Source organism: Stenotrophomonas sp. Br8 (assembly GCF_014763005.1).
GTDB classification, from domain to species: Bacteria; Pseudomonadota; Gammaproteobacteria; order Xanthomonadales; family Xanthomonadaceae; genus Stenotrophomonas; species Stenotrophomonas lactitubi.
Map to the genome: position 1 here is coordinate 55,103 of NZ_JACGTN010000017.1, position 22,093 is coordinate 77,195.

16 protein-coding genes and 1 riboswitch are annotated in these 22,093 nt (G+C 65.3%); of the genes, 10 read left to right on the top strand and 6 right to left on the bottom strand.

The window, feature by feature from the left end:
- Positions 1-90 precede the first annotated feature (90 nt).
- Genes H3005_RS15420 through ilvC form a run of 3 tightly spaced genes read right to left on the bottom strand, consistent with a single transcriptional unit; the run spans position 91 to position 3,074 of the window.
- Complete coding sequence (locus tag H3005_RS15420) at positions 91-342, bottom strand: ACT domain-containing protein (RefSeq protein WP_089236730.1); 252 nt, start codon at positions 340-342, stop codon at positions 91-93.
- Positions 326-2,062 (bottom strand): acetolactate synthase 2 catalytic subunit, encoded by a 1,737-nt coding sequence (gene ilvG, locus H3005_RS15425; protein ID WP_180165918.1) that lies wholly within the window; start codon positions 2,060-2,062, stop codon positions 326-328. The genes H3005_RS15420 and ilvG overlap by 17 nt, the downstream gene beginning before the upstream one ends.
- A gap of 37 nt (positions 2,063-2,099) precedes the next feature.
- Entirely contained in the window at positions 2,100-3,074 is a 975-nt protein-coding gene (gene ilvC, locus H3005_RS15430; RefSeq protein WP_099821015.1) for a ketol-acid reductoisomerase, read from the bottom strand.
- A 788-nt stretch (positions 3,075-3,862) separates the two neighbouring features.
- On the opposite strand from ilvC, the gene ggt reads away from it, so the two are divergent.
- Positions 3,863-5,524 carry a gamma-glutamyltransferase gene (gene ggt, locus H3005_RS15435; protein ID WP_191078568.1) on the top strand — a complete coding sequence of 554 codons (1,662 nt, stop codon included), beginning with the start codon at positions 3,863-3,865 and terminating at the stop codon, positions 5,522-5,524.
- Between the two features lie 552 nt (positions 5,525-6,076).
- Here the strand turns inward: ggt and H3005_RS15440 are convergent.
- Positions 6,077-7,654, bottom strand: coding sequence for a BCCT family transporter (locus tag H3005_RS15440; RefSeq protein ID WP_089236724.1), 1,578 nt, complete (start codon positions 7,652-7,654; stop codon positions 6,077-6,079).
- 247 nt (positions 7,655-7,901) lie between these two features.
- Positions 7,902-8,003, top strand: a riboswitch (TPP riboswitch).
- Between the two features lie 93 nt (positions 8,004-8,096).
- Here H3005_RS15440 and thiC point away from each other — a divergent pair.
- From thiC to H3005_RS15465, 5 genes are all read left to right on the top strand, one after another.
- On the top strand, positions 8,097-9,941 hold the full coding sequence (gene thiC / locus H3005_RS15445; protein WP_100553487.1) for a phosphomethylpyrimidine synthase ThiC: 1,845 nt from the start codon (positions 8,097-8,099) through the stop codon (positions 9,939-9,941).
- 101 nt (positions 9,942-10,042) lie between these two features.
- The gene (locus H3005_RS15450; RefSeq protein ID WP_108266178.1) at positions 10,043-10,714 is read left to right on the top strand and encodes an ion channel; all 672 of its coding nucleotides are present in this window, start codon (positions 10,043-10,045) and stop codon (positions 10,712-10,714) included.
- Between the two features lie 259 nt (positions 10,715-10,973).
- Complete coding sequence (locus H3005_RS15455) at positions 10,974-13,298, top strand: winged helix-turn-helix domain-containing protein (protein ID WP_191078531.1); 2,325 nt, start codon at positions 10,974-10,976, stop codon at positions 13,296-13,298.
- Between the two features lie 115 nt (positions 13,299-13,413).
- Complete coding sequence (locus tag H3005_RS15460; protein WP_100553484.1) at positions 13,414-14,313, top strand: helix-turn-helix transcriptional regulator; 900 nt, start codon at positions 13,414-13,416, stop codon at positions 14,311-14,313.
- Between the two features lie 49 nt (positions 14,314-14,362).
- The gene (locus H3005_RS15465; RefSeq protein WP_191078532.1) at positions 14,363-17,251 is read left to right on the top strand and encodes a TonB-dependent receptor; all 2,889 of its coding nucleotides are present in this window, start codon (positions 14,363-14,365) and stop codon (positions 17,249-17,251) included.
- A 187-nt stretch (positions 17,252-17,438) separates the two neighbouring features.
- Here H3005_RS15465 and H3005_RS15470 read toward each other — a convergent pair whose 3' ends face one another.
- Both H3005_RS15470 and ppa read right to left on the bottom strand, forming a co-directional pair.
- Positions 17,439-18,560, bottom strand: coding sequence for an HDOD domain-containing protein (locus H3005_RS15470; protein WP_180165905.1), 1,122 nt, complete (start codon positions 18,558-18,560; stop codon positions 17,439-17,441).
- A gap of 151 nt (positions 18,561-18,711) precedes the next feature.
- Positions 18,712-19,248, bottom strand: a complete 537-nt coding sequence (ppa, locus tag H3005_RS15475) for an inorganic diphosphatase (RefSeq protein ID WP_025874161.1) — start codon at positions 19,246-19,248, stop codon at positions 18,712-18,714.
- Positions 19,249-19,429: 181 nt separating this feature from the next.
- On the opposite strand from ppa, the gene H3005_RS15480 reads away from it, so the two are divergent.
- The 4 genes from H3005_RS15480 (at position 19,430) to H3005_RS15495 (ending at position 22,017) form a co-directional block, all read left to right on the top strand.
- The gene (locus H3005_RS15480; protein ID WP_191078533.1) at positions 19,430-19,915 is read left to right on the top strand and encodes a hypothetical protein; all 486 of its coding nucleotides are present in this window, start codon (positions 19,430-19,432) and stop codon (positions 19,913-19,915) included.
- Positions 19,915-20,388, top strand: a complete 474-nt coding sequence (locus tag H3005_RS15485; RefSeq protein WP_180165901.1) for a hypothetical protein — start codon at positions 19,915-19,917, stop codon at positions 20,386-20,388. The genes H3005_RS15480 and H3005_RS15485 overlap by 1 nt, the downstream gene beginning before the upstream one ends.
- An 83-nt stretch (positions 20,389-20,471) precedes the next feature.
- Positions 20,472-20,972 carry an RNA polymerase sigma factor gene (locus tag H3005_RS15490; RefSeq protein WP_088101228.1) on the top strand — a complete coding sequence of 167 codons (501 nt, stop codon included), beginning with the start codon at positions 20,472-20,474 and terminating at the stop codon, positions 20,970-20,972.
- A 103-nt stretch (positions 20,973-21,075) separates the two neighbouring features.
- Positions 21,076-22,017, top strand: a complete 942-nt coding sequence (locus H3005_RS15495; protein WP_191078534.1) for a FecR domain-containing protein — start codon at positions 21,076-21,078, stop codon at positions 22,015-22,017.
- Positions 22,018-22,093: the final 76 nt, after the last annotated feature.

The window sequence follows — 22,093 nt, forward strand, 5'->3', positions numbered from 1 at the left end:
CCAGCAGGGTGTTGCCGACCAGCGCCTGCGGGCACGGGCGGCGAAGAAGACGCCTCCGTACCGGCACCGTGGTGAATACGGTACGGGCGTTCATGCGGATACTCCTTCCAGTGCGGTCATCTGCACCGAAACACAGTCGTAGATCTTTTCCATCTGCCGGCACAGTGTTTCCGGCGGGCGCTGGCTGTCCACCACCAGTTGCAGGTGCCAACGGCCATCGTCGGCGGCCACCGGCGCACCGGTGATCGCGCGCGGTGCGAAACCGCGGCGTTCGGCCATGCCGATCACGCGCAGCAGCGCGCCCTCGGCCGGTTGCAGCACCAGGTCAAGCCGGTATTGCATTGGGGATCTCCTGGCGTGCATGTGCAGGGTTGCTTTCCAGCATGGTGCTGTTGGCGGTATTGGGCGGCACCAGCGGCCACACGTTCGCGCGTGCATCGATGGCCACGTGCAGCAGGGCCGGGCCGGGCTCGGCCAGCAGTGCGGCCAGGCCACCTTCGACGTCATCGCGCGCATCGATGCGCGTCGCCGCGATGCCGAACACCTTGGCCAGGGCCACGAAGTCCGGGTTGTCGGACAGGTCGATCTCGCTGTAACGCTCGGCGAAGAACAGCTCCTGCCACTGCCGCACCATGCCCAGCGAACTGTTGTCCAACAGGATGATCTTCACCGGCAGGCGGCAGCGGGCGATGGTCGCCAGCTCCTGCACGTTCATCATGAAGCTGCCATCGCCGGACACCAGTACCACGGTGCGCTCAGGGCAGGCGAACTGCGCGCCCATCGCCGCCGGCAGGCCGAAGCCCATCGTGCCCAGCGCACCGCTGGTCAGGTGGTTGCGCGGATGGTTGAAGCGGCAGTGCTGCGCCACCCACATCTGGTGCTGGCCGACGTCGCAGGCGATCACCGTATCGGACGGTGCCAGCTCGCTCAGGCGCTTCAGCAGCGCCGGGGCGTAGATGTGCTGGCCCGGTGCGTCGTAGCGTGCGGCGAAGCGATCGCGATGCTGTGCGCAGCGCTTGCGCCATGCGTCCTGGTGGGCCTTGGGGGAGGGGAAGGCCGCACGCAGGGCGCGGATGGCGTGGCCGACGTTGCCGGGCACGGCGACATCGGCGCTGCGCAGCTTGGAGATCTCGTACGCATCGGCATCGATGTGCACCACGCGGGCGAACGGCGCGAACTCGGCCAGCTTGCCGGTTGCCCGATCGTCGAACCGCGCACCCAGCACCAGCAGCAGATCGCTCTCCTGCACGGCCATGTTCGCTGCACGGGTGCCATGCATGCCCAGCATGCCCAGCGACTGCGGGTGCTGGGGAGGCAGCGCGCCCAGCCCACGCAGGGTCATCACCGTGGGAATGGCGCTGGCTTCGACGAACGCGCGCAGGTCCTGCACGGCATCGCCCAGGGCAATGCCACCACCGGCATAGACCACCGGCTTTTCGGCCGCGGCCAATGCGGCGATGGCTTCGGCGATGGCGGCGTCGGCGGCGGCCGGCGGCGGTTCGACGCTGGCCGGCACATGCGCCGGCAGGTGGCTGGCATCGGCCAGCTGCACATCCTTGGGCAGGTCGATCAGCACCGGTCCGGGACGGCCCTCGCGGGCGATGCGGAAGGCATCGGCCACCACGCGCGGCAGATCATCGACGCTGCGCACCAGCCAGCTGTGCTTGACGATCGGCATGGTCAAGCCGAACACATCCAGTTCCTGGAACGCATCGGTGCCCAGCAGCGGCGTGGCCACCTGGCCGGTGATGCAGACCATCGGCACTGAATCGAGCATCGCATCGGCGATGCCGGTGACCAGGTTCGACGCGCCCGGCCCGGAGGTCGCCACGCAGACGCCGACCTGGCCACTGGCGCGCGCAAAGCCGTTGGCGGCCAGCGCCGCGCCCTGCTCATGGCGCACCAGGATGTGCTTCAGCGACGAATCCACCAGCGCGTCGTAGAACGGCATGATGGTGCCGCCCGGGTAGCCGAACAGCGTACGGACACCCTCGGCCTCCAGCGCCTGGGTCAGCCAGCGCGCGCCGTTGGGCGGCGCGCTGCGGTGTGTGGGAGAGTTCATGGGGGAACCTTGCAGAGCGGGTGGGGGTGCCGCGTTGTTACGCGGCTTGACCTTGCAACCAGACCATCTTGGCGCGCAGTTCCTTGCCTACCTTCTCGATCGGATGCTCCAGGTCGGCCTGCTTGAACCTGTTGTAGTTCGGCAGGCCCGCTTCGTACTCGGCCACCCAGTTCTTGGTGAAGGTGCCGTCCTGGATGTCCTTCAGCACTTCTTTCATGCGCTCCTTGGTACCGGCGTCGATCACCCGCGGGCCGCTGACGTAGTCGCCGTACTGCGCGGTCTCGGAGATGAACTCCAACATGCGCGAGATGCCACCTTCGTAGAACAGGTCGACGATCAGCTTCAGTTCGTGCAGCACTTCGTAGTAGGCGATTTCCGGCTGGTAACCGGCTTCCACCAGCGTCTCGAAGCCCGCCTGCACCAGCGCCGAAGCGCCGCCGCACAGCACCGCCTGCTCACCGAACAGATCGGTTTCGGTTTCTTCCTTGAAGGTGGTCTGGATCAGGTTGGCACGTGCGCCACCCAGGCCGCCGGCATAGGCAAGTGCGTACTCGGCAGCCTTGCCGCTCTTGTCCTGGTAGACCGCCCAGATGCACGGCACACCGCGGCCGATTTCATATTCGCGACGGACCAGCGCACCCGGGCCCTTCGGTGCGACCAGCACCACGTCCAGGTCGTCGCGCGGCTTGATCATGTCGAAGTGCACGTTCAGACCATGCGCGAACAGCAGCACCGCGCCCTGCTTCATGTTCGGTGCCAGCACGTCCTCGTACAGCTTCTTCTGCACCATGTCCGGGGTCAGCACCGCAACCAGGTCGGCATCCTTCACCGCATCAGCCGGTGCCTTCACGGTGAAGCCATCGGCCTGCGCCTTGACCTCGGTGGGGCCGCCCGGGCGCAGGCCTACCACCACATCGAAGCCGGATTCACGCAGGTTCAGCGCGTGTGCGCGACCCTGGCTGCCGTAGCCGATGACGGCGATCTTGGTCTGGGGCAGTTCGTTGGTGCTCATGGGGGAGGTTCCTTGCGGGTGGGAAGAAAAAAGACGGCCGGCAGTCGAATCGACGTACCGGCCGGTCAGGGAAAAGCGGGGAGGGCAGCGCCGCGCGTCGCACAGGTACTGCCACCACGAGGGTTCGTGGTGCAGCGGGTCTGGGTTGTGCGATGGGCGTTGGTCATGGTGGTTGCGTCTGAAACCAGGTCCTGAAATGAAAAAACCCGCACCTTGGCGGGTGCGGGTTTTGAAGAGTTCCGGTGTGTTTGTTGCTTACACGCTGGCTCGTCCCGCACCTGTTGGTTGGGTAATAAGTACGAGCACAAGAATCGAACGCAGCGAGGCGGCGCCGGTATCGGCGGCTTCGGTGTGGGTTCGCGGTGGCGTGTTGTGATGCAACATGTGATCGAGAAAACCACAGCCGTTTCCGCGCTGTCAACCCTCGCAGCGATATTCCTGTCAGTTTCCGCTGCATGCAGTGCAATCGCTTGTGGCACAAGGATGGTTGCCGCTGAAAGTGTTTCGGTGAACCCGAATTCACTCTTTTCACCGGGTTTTTTGCGCGGATTCCGGGTGATTTCGCCTTGGTAGGTGCCGACCTTGGTCCGCGCCGGAGTCATCGAAGCCGAAAGCAGTGCGGACCAAGGTCCGCACCCACCGAAGGACTGTCGTCCATGACCTATGCCCGATGGCCCCTGGCCGCCGCAGCAGCGAAGATCGGGTCACCACCCTTCCATCGGAACCCGACCGTGTCCCGACGTCTTGCCCGTTCCCTGCTGGCGGCTGCCGTGCTGGCTGCCGTGCCCATGCTGTCCCAGGCCGCCGACCGCATTACCGGCCACACCTTCGCCACCCGTTCGGAGGTGATCGCCCCGCATGCGATGGCCGCCACCTCGCAGCCGCTGGCCACCCAGATCGCGCTGGACGTGATGAAGGCGGGTGGCTCGGCCGTCGATGCCGCCATTGCTGCCAACGCAGCGCTGGGCCTGATGGAACCCACCGGCAACGGCGTCGGCGGCGACCTGTTCGCCATCGTGTGGGACCCGAAGACGCAGAAGCTCTACGGCTACAACGGCTCCGGCCGCTCGCCGAAGTCGCTCACCCTGGCCGAGTTCCAGCGTCGTGGCCTGAAGGAGATCCCGGCCACCGGCCCGCTGCCGGTATCCGTTCCGGGCGCGGTAGATGGCTGGTTCGCGTTGCACGAGCGGTTCGGCCGCAAGCCGATGGCTGACAACCTGGCCCCCGCCATCCGCTATGCGCGCGAAGGACATCCGGTGGCCGAAGTGATCGCCTATTACTGGGATCGCTCGGTACCGAAGCTGTCGCAGTATCCGGGTTTCAAGGAGCAGTTCACCATCGACGGCCACGCCCCGCGCAAGGGCGAGATGTGGAAGAACCCGAATCTGGCGGACACCCTGCAGAAGATTGCCGACGGGGGGCGTGATGCCTTCTACAAGGGCGATATCGCCCACACCATCGGCGACTACTTCAAGAACAATGGCGGCTACCTGAGCTACCAGGACATGGCCGACCATCATGGCGAGTGGGTTGAGCCGGTCAGCAGCAACTACCGCGGCTATGACGTGTGGGAGCTTCCGCCGAACAGCCAGGGCATTGCCGCTCTGCAGATCCTCAACGTGCTGGAAGGCTACGACTTCTCGAAGATTCCGTTCGGCTCGCCCGAACACGTGCACCTGTTCGTGGAAGCAAAGAAGCTCGCCTTCGCCGACCGTGCGCGCTTCTACGCCGACATGGCGTTCCAGCCGGCACCGGTACAGAAGCTGATTTCCAAGGACTACGCCGCGCAGCGCCGCGCGCTGATCTCGATGGACAAGGCGCTGAAGGAAGTGCAGCCGGGTACACCGAAGCAGCTGGAAGAGGGCGACACGATCTACATGACCGTGGCCGACGCCGACGGCATGATGGTGTCGCTGATCCAGTCCAACTACCGCGGCATGGGCAGCGGCATGGCGCCGCCGGGGCTTGGCTTCATCCTGCAGGATCGCGGCGAGATGTTCGTGCTGCAGAAGAACCATCCCAATGGCTACGCACCGGGCAAGCGCCCCTTCCAGACCATCATTCCGGCCTTCATCACCAAGGGTGGCAAGCCGTATGCAAGCTTCGGCGTGATGGGCGGCGCGATGCAGCCACAGGGACACGCGCAGATCGTGATGAACCTGGTGGACTTCGGCATGAACCTGCAGGAAGCCGGTGATGCGCCGCGTATCCAGCACGAGGGCTCGACCGAACCGACCGGGCAGGCGACGGCGATGACCGATGGCGGTGAGGTGAATCTGGAAACCGGGTTCCCGTACGAGACAGTGCGTGCGCTGATGCGCAAGGGGCACCGCGTGGTGTTTGCCGATGGTCCGTACGGCGGCTACCAGGCGATCCTGCGTGATCCGGAGACCGGCGTGTACTACGGCGCGTCGGAGAGCCGCAAGGATGGGCAGGCGGCGGGGTATTGAGGTTTCCCGGCCACCGGGCTCAGCCCCCTCTGCGGTGGGTTCAGAAGCGGAATAGCTTGTTGGGCCGGGTGGGTAGGCTGTTCGGGGGACGCCGCAAGTACGTCCTTGTAGGCTTGGCAGCCGCATCCATGCGGCTGACACCCCCGCCCAGCCCACCCACCCGGCCTCTGACAGTTTTCTGCGGCCGCCACCGCAGGAAGAAAAAAGAAGATCAAAAGCAACAGCAACAGCAACAGCCGCGTGCTGATGGTTGGGGTCGGATCCGTTTTCCGCAGGAAAACGGATCCGACCCCTTCTTGTTTTCCGATACACCTCATCCACGCATGGCGTGGAGAACCAACCGTCACCGGAAATCTGTCGGGGGTGGGGCGGTGTGGGTGGACAGGACCGTTGGCGCCATGGATGGCGCCATCGAGCCCCCAGGGATGGGTTTACGGCGTGTTCTGCCCACCCACACCGCCTCGCCCAACCAGCAGAAACCCAGAGCCGCTCTGGCTTCTGAACTTGCTCTTGCTTGAAAAAAGCAGTGCAGCCGCAGGCTGCAAAACACCCTCAATCCGAATCCTGCGCCCGCGCCGCCTCCGCCTGGGTCTCTTCCTGCGCCGCCATCTCGCGTGCGATCCACGCGTCGATCATGCGTCGCTGGCGCTGCGTTTGCCGGCGCTCCCGCGTGTACTCCTGGTCCAGCACCCGGTACAGCGACACCATCACCAGTACCATCAGCAATGCGAATGGCAACGCCGCGATCGTGATCATTCCCTGCAGCGCATCCAGCCCACCGGCCAGCAGCAATGCCGCCGCAATCAACGCAACCGCGATGCCCCACGCCAGCTTGCGCTTCAGCGGCGGGTCGCCGGCTTCGTCGGTGGACATGCTGGCCAGCACCAGCACCGCCGAATCGGCCGAGGTCACGAAGAAGATCATCAACAGCACCAACGCCACCGCCGACAGCATCAGCGATGCCGGCAGGCTGTCGAACAGGGTGAACAACACCGTCTCGTAGCCATTGCCCAGCGCCTGCACCAGGTCGGCGTGGCCGAAGATCTGTGCCCACAGCGCGGTGCCGCCGAACACCGCGAACCAGAAGAAGCCCAGCAGCGTCGGTGCCAGCACCACGCCGATCACGAACTCGCGCACGCTGCGGCCGCGCGAGATGCGTGCGATGAACGAGCCCACGAACGGTGCCCAGGAAATCCACCAGGCCCAGTAGAAGATCGTCCAGTCGGCCACCCAGGTGCTGCCGGAGAACGGCGACATGCGCAGGCTCATGGTCACCAGTTGGTTTAGGTAGGAACCCAGCGTGGTGGTGAACGTATCGAAGATGAATCCGGTCGGTCCCAGCACCAGTACGGTCGCGGCCAGCAACGCCGCCAGCGCCAGGTTGAAGTTGGACAGCCACTTCACGCCGCGCTCCACGCCGCTGGCGGTGGAGGCCATGTACAGCACGAAGGCAATGGCGATGATGGTCATCTGCACCGGCACCGTAGCCTCCAGGCCGAACACGCGCTCCACACCCGCAGCGATCTGGATGGTGCCGAAGCCGAGCGTCGTCGCCACGCCGATCGCCGTGGCAACCACCGCCGCGATGTTGACGACGCGGCCGATCCAACCGCGGTGGTGGCGGCCGATGATCGGCTGCAGCATATCGCTGACCAGTCCGCGTCCATTGCGGTTGAACTGGAACCAGGCCATCGCCAGACCGATCAGCGCGTAGATCGCCCACGGATGCAGTCCCCAGTGGAAGAACGCATAGCGCATCGATGCGCGCGCGGCGTCCATGCTCTGCGGTTCAATGCCTTCAGGTGGCTTGGTGAAGTGCGAGATCGGCTCGGCAGCTCCCCAGAACACCAGGCCGATGCCCATGCCGGCAGCGAACAGCATCGACATCCAGCTGGCGCGCGAGAACTCTGGCTCGGCGTCTTCGCCGCCGATGCGCAGGTTGCCGAAGCGGCCGAACGCCAGGTACATCAGGAATACCAGTGCCAGGAATACGACCAGCAGGTACAGCCAACCGACGCTGCGGATGACATCGCCCAGCGCCGCCTGCACGACGGTATTGAAGGGGCCAGGCGCGAGGCCGGCCAGCAGCACCAGGGCAAGCACCAGTGCGATGGAAATGCGAAACACCATGAAGGAGCTTCTCCGATCAAGGGATTGAGGGGAGCGAGCAAAAGCTTGCGGGGAATGGGCCGGCGACAGCGTGCGCACACCGGACAGGAGCCGCGATGGCGGCAGGGAAAGCACCGCTTGCAACGGTGCGGTGCGCGTGCACGTTACTGAATGCGACGTCACGGTTCTGTTAACGCGGGTGCAGTAGATCCACGCCAGGCGTGGGTGTACGGCCAGGAGGCCGAGGGGTTTCTATGTTCTAATGCGCACCAAGAAGCGGGGGTACCGCGGCCTTGTGGCCACGGTTGAGATAGTCCCTTGGAACCTGATCCGGCTCATACCGGCGTAGGGAAGCTTTGCAATGCGGCCGTGCCCCGACCCCGCCCAAGGACTGCCTTGGTGCTGTCCGGGCGCGGGGGCAGTGCGCCGCCGCTTCGTCCCTGACCTTCCTGGACGATGCCCGATGAACGCACAGCTCTCTGCCCTGCAGCAACAGGCCCAGCAACTCTCCGAGTCCGTGACCCGGCCCATACCCGGCTCGCGCAAGATCCACGTGCCCGGCTCGCGGCCGGACCTGCAGGTGCCGATGCGCGAGATCGCGCTGACCCGCACGCCCACCGTGTTCGGTGGCGAAGAGAACGCACCGGTCACCGTCTACGACACCTCCGGCCCGTACACCGATCCGGACGTGCGCATCGATTTGTCTGCCGGTCTGCCGGCACTGCGTCGCGGCTGGGTGGAGGAGCGCAACGACACCGAACAGCTTGATGGCCTCAGCTCTTCGTTCGGCCGCGCGCGTGAGCACGATCCCAAGCTGGACCCGGTGCGTTTCCCCGCGCGCAGCCTGCCGCGTCGCGCGCAGGCCGGTGCCAACGTCACCCAGATGCACTATGCGCGGCGCGGCATCATCACCCCGGAAATGGAATTCGTCGCCATCCGCGAGAACCAGCGGCTGGAGGCGATCCGTGATGCCGCACTGCTGCAGCAGCATCCCGGTGAATCCTTCGGCGCATCGATCCAGCACATCATCACCCCGGAATTCGTGCGCGAGGAAATCGCCCGCGGCCGCGCGGTGCTGCCCAACAACATCAATCACCCGGAAAGCGAGCCGATGATCATCGGCCGCAACTTCCTCACCAAGATCAATGCCAACATCGGCAACAGCGCGGTGTCCTCGGGTATTGCCGAGGAAGTGGAAAAGCTGGTGTGGGCGATCCGCTGGGGCGGTGACACGGTGATGGACCTGTCCACCGGCAAGCACATCCACGAAACGCGCGAGTGGATCATCCGCAATTCGCCGGTGGCGATCGGTACGGTGCCGATCTACCAGGCGCTGGAGAAGGTCGACGGCCGCGCCGAAGCGCTGACCTGGGAGATCTTCCGCGACACCCTGATCGAGCAGGCCGAGCAGGGCGTGGACTACTTCACCATCCATGCCGGTGTGCTGCTGCGCTACGTGCCACTCACCGCCAAGCGGGTCACCGGTATCGTCAGCCGCGGCGGGTCGATCATGGCCAAGTGGTGCCTGGCCCACCACAAGGAAAACTTCCTCTACACGCATTTCGAAGACATCTGCGAAATCATGAAGGCGTACGACGTGACCTTCTCGCTCGGTGATGGCCTGCGTCCGGGTTGCATCGCCGATGCCAACGATGCCGCGCAGTTCGGCGAGCTGGAAACGCTGGGGGAGTTGACGAAGATCGCCTGGAAGCACGACGTGCAGACCATGATCGAAGGCCCCGGCCACGTGCCGATGCAGCTGATCAAGGAGAACATGGACAAGCAGCTGCGCGAGTGCGGCGAGGCACCGTTCTACACGCTTGGCCCGCTGACCACGGACATCGCGCCGGGCTACGACCACATCACCAGTGCGATCGGCGCGGCAATGATCGGCTGGTTCGGTACTGCCATGCTCTGTTATGTCACGCCGAAGGAGCACCTGGGCCTGCCCAACCGCCAGGACGTGCGCGACGGCATCATGGCGTATCGCATTGCCGCCCATGCTGCGGATCTGGCCAAGGGGCATCCGGGTGCGCAGGTGCGTGACAACGCGTTGAGCAAGGCACGCTTCGAGTTCCGCTGGGACGACCAGTTCCACCTCGGCCTGGACCCGGAGAAGGCCAAGGAATTCCACGACGAGACGCTGCCCAAGGACGCGCACAAGCTGGCGCATTTCTGTTCGATGTGCGGCCCGCATTTCTGCTCGATGAAGATCACCCAGGACGTGCGCGAGTACGCCGAGAAGGGCATGCAGGAGAAGTCCGAGCAGTTCCGTGCAGCCGGCGCCGAGGTGTATCAGCAGGGCTGATCGCAGAGGGGCAGCGCCGGGTCATGCCCGGCGTCATCCCATCACCCATCTCACGGACATGCCGCTATCCTCGGCCCATCGTTCCCCGGGGACAAGGAACCATGCCCATTGCCGTGACCACCCGCTGGCTGGCCATCGCCCGCCGTCATCCCTCTGCCTGGCTGCTCGGGGCGCAGCTGCTGTCGGTACTGCTGTACCCCGCGCTGGACGAAACCGCTGCCGGCCGCGCGGCAGTAGGCGTGTTCGGCATGGCCGTGCTCGGCCTGGCCCTGTGGGTGGTGCAGCGCAGCCCGCTGGGAACCTGGCTGGCGCTGGTGCTGGCCATTCCGGCAGTGGTGTTTTCCCTTTCCGCGGCCCTGCTCGACCGGCCGGCACTGGGCATCACTGCACAACTGCTGGAAAGCCTGCTGTATTTCTATACCGCTGGAGCGCTGATCGCTTACATGCTGCAGGACCACAAGGTGACCCGCGACGAGCTGTTTGCCGCCGGCGCCACGTTCACGTTGTTGGCATGGGCATTCGCTTTTACCTTTGCCGTATGTCAGCAGTGGTATCCAGGCAGTTTCCAGGGCGCCACGGGTGGAGCGCAGCGCACGTGGATGGAGCTGCTTTATCTGAGCTTCAGCTTATTGTCCGGAGTCGGGCTGAGTGATGTCGTACCACTGCATCCGCAGGCCCGCGCGCTGGTCATGCTGGAGCAGTTTTCCGGTGTCATGTATGTCGCGCTGGTGGTTTCGCGGCTGGTCGGCCTGACCATGCTGAAACGCTTCTGAAAATGAACGCCAGATAAAAATATCGCGCCCGAAAGGGCGCGAATGATGATGCTTATTATGTGAATGCGTCGGCGAGAGAGAGCCTGATGTCGACCACGCGATAGGCGAGGTAACCCGCATAGGCTAATATCCGGAGGCTTCGTTTTTTTTGCGGTATGCGCCGATGCTTTGTGCGGAATCTGGCTTCTTGCTGTGCCAAGGATGGGAAGGGATCGATGGTGAACAGTGTTTGCGGCCTGTTTCAACCCCATAGCAACGAATGATCAACAGCGAAATCCAGTCGCCTGAATCCGACCGCGTCCGCGTCGGCGAGTGCATCGTTACTTTGTCCTCGCGTGAGGTTGAAGTTGCGGGTGCGCGCCGTACGCGACGTTTGACGCCCAAGTCGCTGGGCGTGCTGCGCATGTTGATGCGGCAGCCGGGACGAGTGGTGACCCGTGACGAGCTGTTCGCCGAAGTGTGGCCGGACACGCTGCCGACCAACGATGTGCTGACCCAGGCGGTTACCCAGCTGCGCAAGGCGTTCAGCGTCGACGACGACAACGGCCAGGCGTACATCGAGACCATCGCCAAGACCGGCTACCGCTTGCTTGTACCGGTGCAGCCGCTGGCGGACCACGAGACCGATGCGACCGCTGCTGCCGAGGAATCGTCTGTAGCGCCGCCACCTGCGCCGGATGCCGTCGCCCCCGTCGGCGCGCCCGTGGTTGAACGCGGCAGTCGTCGCTGGCGGCGCCTCCGCCGTCGCCTGCTGCTGGCGTTGGGCGTGGTGATGCTGCTGGCACTGGTGGTGCTGAGCGTACTGCTGCTGCGTCGCCCGGCGCCGGTGAACTCTCCGGTGGACGCGGCAGTGGAGAACGGCACGCGGGTGATCGGAAGCCCTGAGCGGCCGTATCGATTGATTACCGCCACGGCCGGTTTTGAGACCTATCCCACACTTTCGCCTGACGGATCGCAGGTTGCCTACGAAGGCGCCAACGACGACGGCAAGGGCGGCAACGCCATCAAGGTGCAGACCTCCGGCAACGCGCCCGCACGCCAGCTGCTTTCGCCGCCGGCAGGTGCCAGCGACCGTTTCCCGAACTGGTCGCCGGATGGCCGCGAAATCGCCTTCGCCCGCTTTGGTGCCGATGACAGCTGCCAGGTATTGATCGCCAGTGCCACTGGCGGCGCCGTGCGCCAGGCCACGCGCTGCGACGGCACCGAGCTGCTCAGTTTCGACTGGACACCCGATGGCCGCGGCCTGGTCTTCGGCAGCATGGTGGGTCGCTATGCCCATCGCGGCATCCGCGTGCTCGATCTGGCCACCGGCCAATGGCGTGCGCTGGATTACGCTGTCGACGAAGATGATTTCGATTACGCCCCGCGCTATTCCCCGGATGGCAAATGGCTGGTGTTTGTCCGCAACCCTCAGCTGGGCGACCTGTGGCGGATGCCTGCCAGCGGCGGCACGCCCGAGCAGTTGACGACCGAATCGGCCGAACTGCGCGGTTGGGCATGGCTGGGCGACGGTCGACATATCGTGTTCGGTCGTCGCGTGGACAGCGAGGCTCGCTTGTACTACCTCGACGTCGAGCGCCGTACGCTGCGTGACGCCGGGCTCGACGATGCGCAGTGGCCGGCGGTCTCCCGCCGCGGCGACATGCTGGCGTTCGTGCATCGGCGCGCGCAGTTCGGCGTGTTCAGGATGCCCGCGCAGGGTGGTGCAGGCGAGCGTCTGTTTGCCTCCAGTGGCCGCGATGGGCAACCGATGGTGGCGCCGGATGGACGGCAACTGGTGTTCAGTTCCGATCGTTCCGGCAGCTTCGCGCTGTGGTGGGCCGACATGCAGCGGCCGGAGTCGCTGCGGCCGATTGAAGGGTTGAAACCGGAAGCACGGCAGGCGCCCGACTGGTCGGCCGACAGCCGGCATCTGCTGGTGGTGGGCCGCGATGAGCACGGCGAAGCCGTTGTCTACGAGATCGCCCCGCGCGACGAACAGTTGCATCGCCTTCCGGTTCCCGCCGAGCAACCGTTGCAGGCGTTGTACGGCGCCGACGCGGATCAGCTGCTGGTGGTTGAACGTGATGCCGACCAGCACACCCGGTTGAGCCTGTTCGACCGCAGCGCGCAGCCTTGGCGGCGGCTGGCCAGCCTGGAGGGCGTATCACAGGCGCGTTTCGACCGCAGTACCGGGCGGGTGCTGTTCACCCGGCTGGCAGCCGGTGGGTTGTGGTCGGTGGACGCGGCATTGACGCCGGCCAGCGTGCAGCAGATCAGCGAGGACCGGCCCAGCCGTTGGCGCTACCGGACCTGGACCGTGGCCGGCAACGGCAGCATCGACTACCTCGGCAGCAGTGCCAGCTGCGGCACGACCCTGGTCCGTATCCAGTCCGGACGCGAAGAGGCGGAGCGCTGCCTGGACGCACAGCGCCTGAGCGCTGGCAATGGACTCAGCGCCAGTGCCGACGGAAACAGCCTGTACCTGGCCCTGGCCATCAGCGATGGTGCCGACATCGGCGTGATGCGACTGCCCGAACAACCGCCCGCGCTGTTCCCTGCATTCTCCAAATTGTTGATCTTGAACGAGAAAGGGCCTTCGTAACTTCTTCGTGACGATCTCGCCGCGAATTCGTGGCGATCTCGGCAGTCTTTCCTGACGCGCTGCCGCCTGATTTGGCAAAACGGAGGCCTGTACTTGGCAAATCCGTGGTGCCCCTATGCGTCAACTCTCGCTGGCCGATCGTGGCCAAACCCTCTCCCTGGACAAGTCGATCGACGATGTCGCGCCGACCTGCATGGGCGTTGCCCGCCTCGGCAGCCTGCAGACCGCCGGCATCAGCTTCAGTGTCTGGATGCAGGTGCGCGGTACCTCGTGGGTGGAAGCCAAGGAAGGGCGGTTCCGCCTTCGCCAGGGCGAGTGGATCGCGTTCGAGAAGGAGTCCAGGCCGCTGGTCCAGGCCGGACGCAACGGCCTGTGCGTGGGCATGAACCTGAACGTCGAAGCGCTGCGCGTGCTGACCGAAATGGCCGACTGCGGCCTGTACGCCGGCCGCGGCCTGATGAACCGGGCCGATGCACGCGTGGCACTGCGCCTGTGGCGTGACGCCCTCGCCAGCGGTCAGCCGGCGCAGGCGCTGCGTCCGCTGCTGCTGCATCTGGCCGGTCTGCAGCGCAGCCTGGCAGACAACGTGCAGCGTTGCCCCGGTCGCTCGCGCAGTCGCAAGCGCCAGGTGTTCGGTCGCATGCAGCGCGCGCGCCTGTATCTGGAAGGCAACAGCCACCGTGTGGTGCGCATCGGCGAACTGGCCGAGCTGACCAACTTCTCCAGCTGGTATCTCTCCAAGACGTTCCAGAGCCTGTACGAGGAAAGCCCGCAGTCGCTTTCGGCACGGTTGCGCCTTGAGCGCGCGGCCGATCTGCTGCGCGACACCGACATGATGGTCGGCGAAGTCGCTGCTGCCAGCGGTTTCGACAACTGCTGCAGCTTCGCGCGCGCCTTCCGCGCTCGATATGGGCAGTCCGCTTCGCGCTTCCGCGAGAACGACGGACAGCTTCCGCCACACTCCGCAAAGTCTCCGGTTGTGTCGCGCAAATACAGCGCTGCAACGCAATCGTAACGTGCTACGGCGTTTTAACACGCTACTAACACGTACCTTGGAGAGATTGATGAACGTTCGTATTCCTGCAGTGCGGCTCGGCTTGTTGCCGGCCGGCATTGCGCTTGCCTTGGCACCGTCCTTCGCTTCGGCGCAGGACGCAGCTGCCGGCGGCACGACCGACCTGGACCGCATTTCGGTCACCGGTTCGCGCATCCGCCAGGCGAGCATGGAAACCGCACAGCCGGTGATCGCGCTGCAGCGCGCCGACATTGAAAAGCAGGGCTTCACCAGCGTTGCCGACATCGTGCAGAACCTGTCGGCAACCGGTTCGCCGGCGATCAGCCGCGCCGACGCCCTGACCTCGGGCGAAGAAGTCGGCGGCCAGTACGTCGACCTGCGCAACCTCGGCCCGGAGCGCACCCTGGTGCTGCTGGACGGCAAGCGCATGGGCACCAGCACCGGTGGTTACACCGATCTGGCCTCGATCCCGACCTCGGTCGTGGAGCGCATCGAAGTGCTGACCGATGGCGCCTCGGCCATCTATGGTTCCGACGCCATCGCCGGCGTGGTCAACATCATCACCCGCAAGAACTTCGACGGCCTGGAAGCCAGCGTCTACGGTGGCCAGTACGGCCAGGGCGACGGCCAGAAGCAGGTCTACAACTTCGTTTACGGCCAGACCGGTGAGCGTGGTTCGATCACCTTCGGCGCCGAGTACAGCAAGGAAGACGAGGTCAAGGCCAAGGATCGCTCCTTCAGCCGCTACCCGAACGGTCGCTTCCATCCGTTCCCCACCGACGACGATGCCAATGGCTGGTCGCCGGCGTCCAACCATGGCGTGCTGATCGACGACATGGGCACCCCGAAGAACGCCAACGACGATATCTGGTACACCCGTGGCAATACCGGTGCCGGCAACGGCATGGGCGACTTCCGTGAGTTCGGCACCGCCGACTACACCAATGCCAGCCAGGAAATGTGGCTGCAGAACAAGTTGACCCGTCGCTCGGTGTTCGCCAACGGCAACTACGATCTGACCGACAACATCCGCGCTACCGCGAACGTGCTGTACACCAAGCGCACCGCGACTTCGCAGATTGCCGGCTACCCGTACCAGTCCGAGGTCTACGGCACCCCGCTGTCGGGCGACAGCATCTACAACCCGCTGGGCAAGGACGCGAACTTCATCCGTCGCACCTCCGAGTTCCCGCGCCAGACCGAATCCGAGCAGGAAACCTTCCGCTTCTCGGCCGGCCTGGAAGGTTCGTTCGAGTTCGCTGACAAGTTCTGGGATTGGGACGTGGGTTACGTCTACAACCAGAACAAGGGCGTCAAGACCGGCACCGGCAACCTGTTCATCCCGAATGTGCAGAACGCCGTCGGCCCGTCCTTCATGGACGGCGACGTTGCCCGTTGCGGTACCCCGGGCAAGGTGATCGCGGGTTGCACCCCGTGGAACCCGCTCGCACCGTACGGCTCCACCGGCAATGGTTCGCTGGCTGATCCGGCACTGCAGGCCTATCTGTTCCTGCCGAGCCACGACACCTACACCAACACCACCAAGGCTTACAGCGCCAACATCTCCGGTTCGCTGTTCACGCTGCCGGCCGGTGACCTGGCCATCGCTGCCGGTTACGAGCACCGTCAGGAAAGCGGTGAGTACAACCCGGATGCACTGCTGCAGTCGGGCCTGAGCACCGACCTGGCCGGCGCGCCGACCAAGGGCAGCTACAAGCTCGACGAGTTCTACGTCGAACTGAACGTGCCGGTGCTGGCTGACATGCCGTTCGCCAAGGAACTGTCGCTCGACATGGCCGGTCGCTATTCGGACTACAACACCTTCGGCGATACCATCAACAGCAAGTTCGGCCTGAAGTGGAAGCCGATCGACGACCTGCTGGTGCGTGCGACCTATTCGACGGGCTTCCGCGCGCCGAACATCGCCAACATGTACGGCGGCACCTCGCAGACCTTCGACGCCTACACCGATCCGTGCGACAGCAGCTTCGGTTCGGCCTCGCGCAACCCGTCGGTTGCCGCGGCCTGCGGTGCACGTGGCGTTCCGGCGAACTTCCGCCAGATCACCTCGGGCGGCGCACAGTCGACCGGCCCGGGCACCCAGTCCTACAGCGCCTTCGAGTCGGGTTCCAACCCGGAACTGCAGCCGGAAACCTCCAAGACCTGGACTGCTGGCCTGGTCTACAGCCCGAACTTCGTGCAGGGCCTGGACGTCAGCCTGGACTGGTGGAAGATCCGCATCGACAACGTGATCGCCGCCGAGTCGGTGACCTCGATCCTCAACCAGTGCTACGTGCTGGGCGTGGCGTCGGCGTGTGACCGCTTCAGCCGTGGCACCGACGGCCGCACCGTCAACCAGGTGGTCGACGTTACCCGCACCCTGATCAACGGTGGTTACCAGGAAACCGCAGGTTACGACCTGGGCATCAAGTACCGCCTGCCGGAGTTCTCCTTCGGCAAGATCGTGGTTGACTGGAAAACCACCTACGTCGATTACCTCGAGTACAAGCGCGACAACGAAGCCGAGACCCCGGTCGAGCAGCACACCAGCTGGGCAACCGGCGACTGGGGTGCGAACTTCCGCGTCCGTTCGAACCTGAATGTCGATTGGAGCCTGGGCAACCTGGGCGTGAACTGGGCGGTGCGTTACTACTCGAGCATGAAGGAGCCGTGCTCCTACGACACCGAGTGCAACCTGCCTGACTTCAGCTCGTCCTACACCCTGGGCCAGCCGACCCGCAAGGTCGGTTCGAACACCTTCCACGATGTGCAGGTGCGTTACACCCTGCCGTGGCAGGCTACGGTCTCGGTCGGTGCCAACAACGTGTTCAACCACGAAGGCCCGGTCATGTACAGCCAGCCGAACTCGAGCTTCTCGTACTACGGTGGCTTCGACATCGGTCGTTACTACTACATGAAGTACACCCAGCGCTTCTGATCCATCGAAGCGTGACAGCAGAAAGAGGAGGGCGGGCCGCAAGGTCCGCCCTTCTTGTTTGAGCGCTGCACCGACTGGGTAGATCCACGCCATGCGTGGATGAACGTTCCGGCACAACGGCACCACGAAAAAAGGCAGGCCACCCGGCCTGCCTTTCATCCCCTGCGCACCCGCCTGCCGCTACGCCTCAGGCGTCGCTGGGCACCAGCCCCATCAGGCTGTTGGCGTGCTCGCGCCACTGCGGCAGCTTGTTCAGCACACCGGCGCGCTGCAGATACTCCTCATCCACCGGATCGCCGTTGACCAGTGCCAGTGCCACGTGCACCGCACCGGTCACCCAGAAGCTGCGGGTGTTGGCGCGCTGCGGCTGCAGATGGAACGCCACCGCCTCGATGATCGGCATCGGCAGGCCCCACAGGCCCAGCAGATAGGCGCCGGCTTCGGCATGGCCGGGACGGTCGTCGTCCGCCAGTTCGGGTTCGCTGCGTTCGTTGCGCACGCCCGGCAGCAGCAGGCCGATGTCGGCCAGCAGTGCGGCGGTGGCACCGAGTTCGGCACTGGAGTCGGGCAGCAGGCGTGCGGCCAATCGCGAGGCCATCAAGGCACGCTGCTGCAGCGAGTTGCGCTCGGCGCCGGACAAGGTCGGCGCGGAGAACACTTCACTGGCCAGCACCAGGTCACGCAGCGTGGCCAGGCCCAGCCGGGTCACGGCCGTGCGCAGGTCGGCGATGGTGCGGCCTTGGCTGAAGAACGCCGAATTGGAAAGCTGCAGCACCTTTGCTGCAATTGCAGGGTCGGCGGCGACCAGCTTGGCGACATCGGCGCTGTCGGCGTCGTCGTCATGTTCCAGTGCCTGGGTCAGGCTCAGGTACAGATGCGGCGGCGAAGGCAGCTTCTCGATGCGGCCGATGGCATCGCGCAGGCGCGGGCTGTCCAGCACTTCGCGCAGCTCTTCCAGGCTGGTCAATGCTTCCAGCAGCACTTCCGGTGCCAACGGCAAGGGCAGGAAGCGATGGGCGACACCGATCAGGCGCGCCGGCGGCGGCCGGTTGCCATGCTGTGCATCGACAAGTGCGATGCGGATGGTCTCCGGGCGCAAGGTGCGGATCTGTCCCAGCAGCGTGGTCGCGTTGAGATCGGGCAACTGCGGGCAGACGATCACCGCGTCCACGCCCTGGGTGGCGACCGCGGTCATCGCGGTATGGCCATCGGTGGCGGTCAACGGCTGCCAGTCTTCCCCAAGATCGGCAATGAATTCGGTCAGCTCAGCCGGCAGGCTGGCTGTATCCCCAACAAGCAGAATACGCACGACACATTCCCCTGGCTGTCTCGACGGTCGATGTCGAAGACGTGTGAAGTGACGCAATTTACCTAATACGGCGGCAAAGGTGATGTGCCGCCGTCATGAAACGTGACCCGCATCGCTCCGACGCCGTGCGCCGGAGCAATGCTGTTCAGTCTCAGGCCTTGCTGTCGAGGTGGCGCTGGTGCGCCTCGATCAGGATCTGCTTGGCCTCAGCCGCGCCGCCCCAACCGTCCAGCTTGACCCACTTGCCCTTCTCCAGGTCCTTGTAGTGCTCGAAGAAGTGACCGATGCGCTCCAGCCAGTGGCTGGACACCTGCTCGATGTCTTCCACGTGCGCGTAGCCGCCGAACACCTTGGTCACCGGTACGGCCAGGATCTTCTCGTCGCTGCCTGCCTCATCGCTCATCTTCAGCACGCCGACCGGACGGCAACGCACCACCGAACCCGGGACCAGCGGCAGCGGCAGCACCACCAGCACGTCGGCCGGATCGCCGTCGCCGCACAGGGTGCTCGGCACGTAGCCGTAGTTGCAGGGGTAGCGCATCGGGGTCGACAGGATGCGGTCGACGAAGATCGCGCCGGTTTCCTTGTCCACTTCGTACTTCACCGGCTCGGAATCCTTCGGGATCTCGATGATGACGTTGATTTCTTCCGGCGGGTTCTTGCCGGGCGAGACGAGTTCCAGGCCCATGGTGTGCTCCAGGTGGGGGTGTAGACGGATAGCTCTCCATTTTATGCCTTTGCCGGTCGCTGTGCAGGGTAGGGCGCTGACGGGCCGTCGCGGTGGCCGATGACCGGTCAGGACGGGGTATCCCGATGGGGACGGGCCGGCGACCGGAGCAGGCTGGAATCCCGAACCGAGGAGACCTGCAATGAACTGGAACCGTTGGCGCTGCGGCGTTCTGCTGCTGCTTGTCCCGCTGACCGCGCTGGCGCGCGGGACGCATGTCGACCTGATCGACTCCCCAACCGAGCAAGCTTCCTGGGACAGGGCCTATGCGCTGGAGGGCGCGCTTGCCCAGGCATTCGACCGTCTGTGCGCCGATACCTTCTGCGAAGGCGATTACAGCAACTACCGGGTGCTGGAGTTCCGCTGCGCGGTGCTGGCCCACCGGGGAACGGTGCAGCGCTGCGTCTGGGTGCTGGCGGCCAGCGAACTGGCGGTGCACCCCGACACAGGGCAGGTCCAGGTCGACAACGGCCACTGGACCTGCCCGGTGGAGATGCAGCCCGGGGTGCCGGTTGAAGCCTTCTTTACCTCGCTGGAGGCGCCGGATGGCCTGATGGCGCCGCTGCCTGGGCTCGATCATGGTCTGTTCGAGGTGCTGCCTGATTGCCTGCAGAGGAGGGGCGCCTGATGCGTGCTTTCCCGGGACGATGGCTGCTCTGTGGTCTGCTGCTGGCCGGAACCGCGCAGGCGGCGCCGGCGTTCGTGGACGCCCGTGACTACCCCGATCCCGCGACCGGCCGGGAGCGCTTCCTCGCTGCCGAGCGGATGCTGGTGCGTGGGTTCGATGATATCTGTGGCGACACGTTCTGCGAGGGGCAGTACTACAACCTGTGGGCCATGCGCCTGCGCTGCTCGGTGGAGCGCGCGACAGGCGTGGTCGCCAGCTGCGTCTGGACCTTCGCTGGCAGCGAAACCTGGGTGCAGAAGGACGGCCGGATCGACGTCGACCATGGCACCTACGCCTGCACGCTGCCGCTGGCGCCTGCAACCCGGCTGGAGGAGCTGCTCCAGGTCTGGCAGGCGTCCGGGCATGAGGCGATTGATGCCCCGTTGCCCGGCACAACCACGAGCGTCTATGACGGCCTGACAGACTGTCTCTGATGCAGGGGGTCGTAATGCAAACGTGATTTATTCGCATTAACGGAGTAGCATGCGCGCCGCCCCCGTCTGTCCCGTCGCCGCGCATGTCCTCCAACGCCGTCACCCTGACCGAACTGCTGATCCGCGAACGATCGGCACTGCTGCGGCGCGTGCAGCGCATTCTCGGTGGCGACAGCGGGGCGGAAGACGTGATCCAGGCGGTCTGGTTCAAGGCGCGCGGGGTCGACAACAGCCAGAGCATCGACAATCCGCGCGCCTATCTCTATCGATTGGCCATCAACCTCGCCACCGACCATGGCCGCGAATCGACGCGGCGCAACCGCCTGCTGGCCGAGCACTACCTGTGGCAGGAGGACGAGCAGATTTCCACGGAGGAGCAGGTGATGGCGCAGGATGAGTTGCAGCGCGTGCTCGATGCCGCCGGCCACCTGCCCGAGCCGACGCGTACCATCTTCCATCTCAATCGCCTGCAGGGCCTGACCCAGGCCGACATCGCCCGACGCCTCGGGGTGTCGGTGACCACGGTGGAGAACCACGTACGCACTGCGCTGCAGCGGCTTGCCTGGGCACGCAGCGGTCGATGAACGATCCGGCTTGGGGGCGCACACCCGCCGTGCGTCTTGATTCGCAGGCCGCCCATGCGGTCTAGTCCTTCCGCCCACCTCTGATCGTGTCCCCCGCCAGCCGATGAGCCCGCCCCCGACACCCCGCAGCACCGCTGATGATGCCGTGGCCGAACAGGCCAGGGACTGGATCGTGTGCCTGGCGTCCGGCGATATCAGCGACGCGCGCATGGATGCGTTCGAGCGCTGGCTGGCCGAGCCTGCGAATCGGCGTTCATTCGAGCATGAGCGCATGCTGTGGCGCAGTGTGGGTCCGCGTCCGGTCGCCATCGAACGCAGGCAGGCAGCGCGTCGCCCGCGGCGGCTGCGTTGGGCCATGGCCACCGCCGCTGCGCTGGCATTGCTGGTGGTCTGGCCCGATACCTGGTTGCGCCTGCAGGCGGATCATCGCAGCGACCACCGCGTGCAGGATGTGCATCTGCCCGATGGCAGCCGTGCCGTGCTCGATGCCAACAGTGCGATCGCCGTGCACTTCGATGACCAGCGTCGTCGCATTGAACTGCTGCGTGGCCGTGCCTGGTTCTATGTGGCGCCTGATGCGCAGAGGCGCTTCAGCGTCGCGGCTGGCAACGGTGTGGTGGAAGACATCTCCACCGCATTCACGGTCGCCCACGTTGCCGCCGGGGTGGAGACCGAAGTCGGACAGGGCCGCGTACGCGTGGCCAGTCCGGTCGATGGCGGCTGGACCTATCTGCAGGTGGGGCAACGTGCGGGCTATGGCGAGCATCGAAGCGTGCAGCGCCTGACCGACGTTGCCGCAGACAGCGTCGGTGCCTGGCGACAGGGCGAGCTGCTGCTGGAGCAGGCCAGCGTGACCGATGCCGTGCACGAGGTCGGTCGCTATCGCGCAGGGCCTACGTTCGTGCGCGGCAATCTCCAGGCGCTTCCAGCCGTCAGCGCGGCGCTGCGCGTCGATCATCCGGAGCAGGCACTGGACGCGCTGGCGGCCACCGCCGGCCTGCAGGTCACCCGCCTGCCACTGGGTGTGGCAATCGTCCACCGGTAACGCCACGCCATCCGCGGATGCAGCGGCTGCATCGCATCCGTCTTGGGGATCGCACGCCGCCACGCGTCTCATCCAC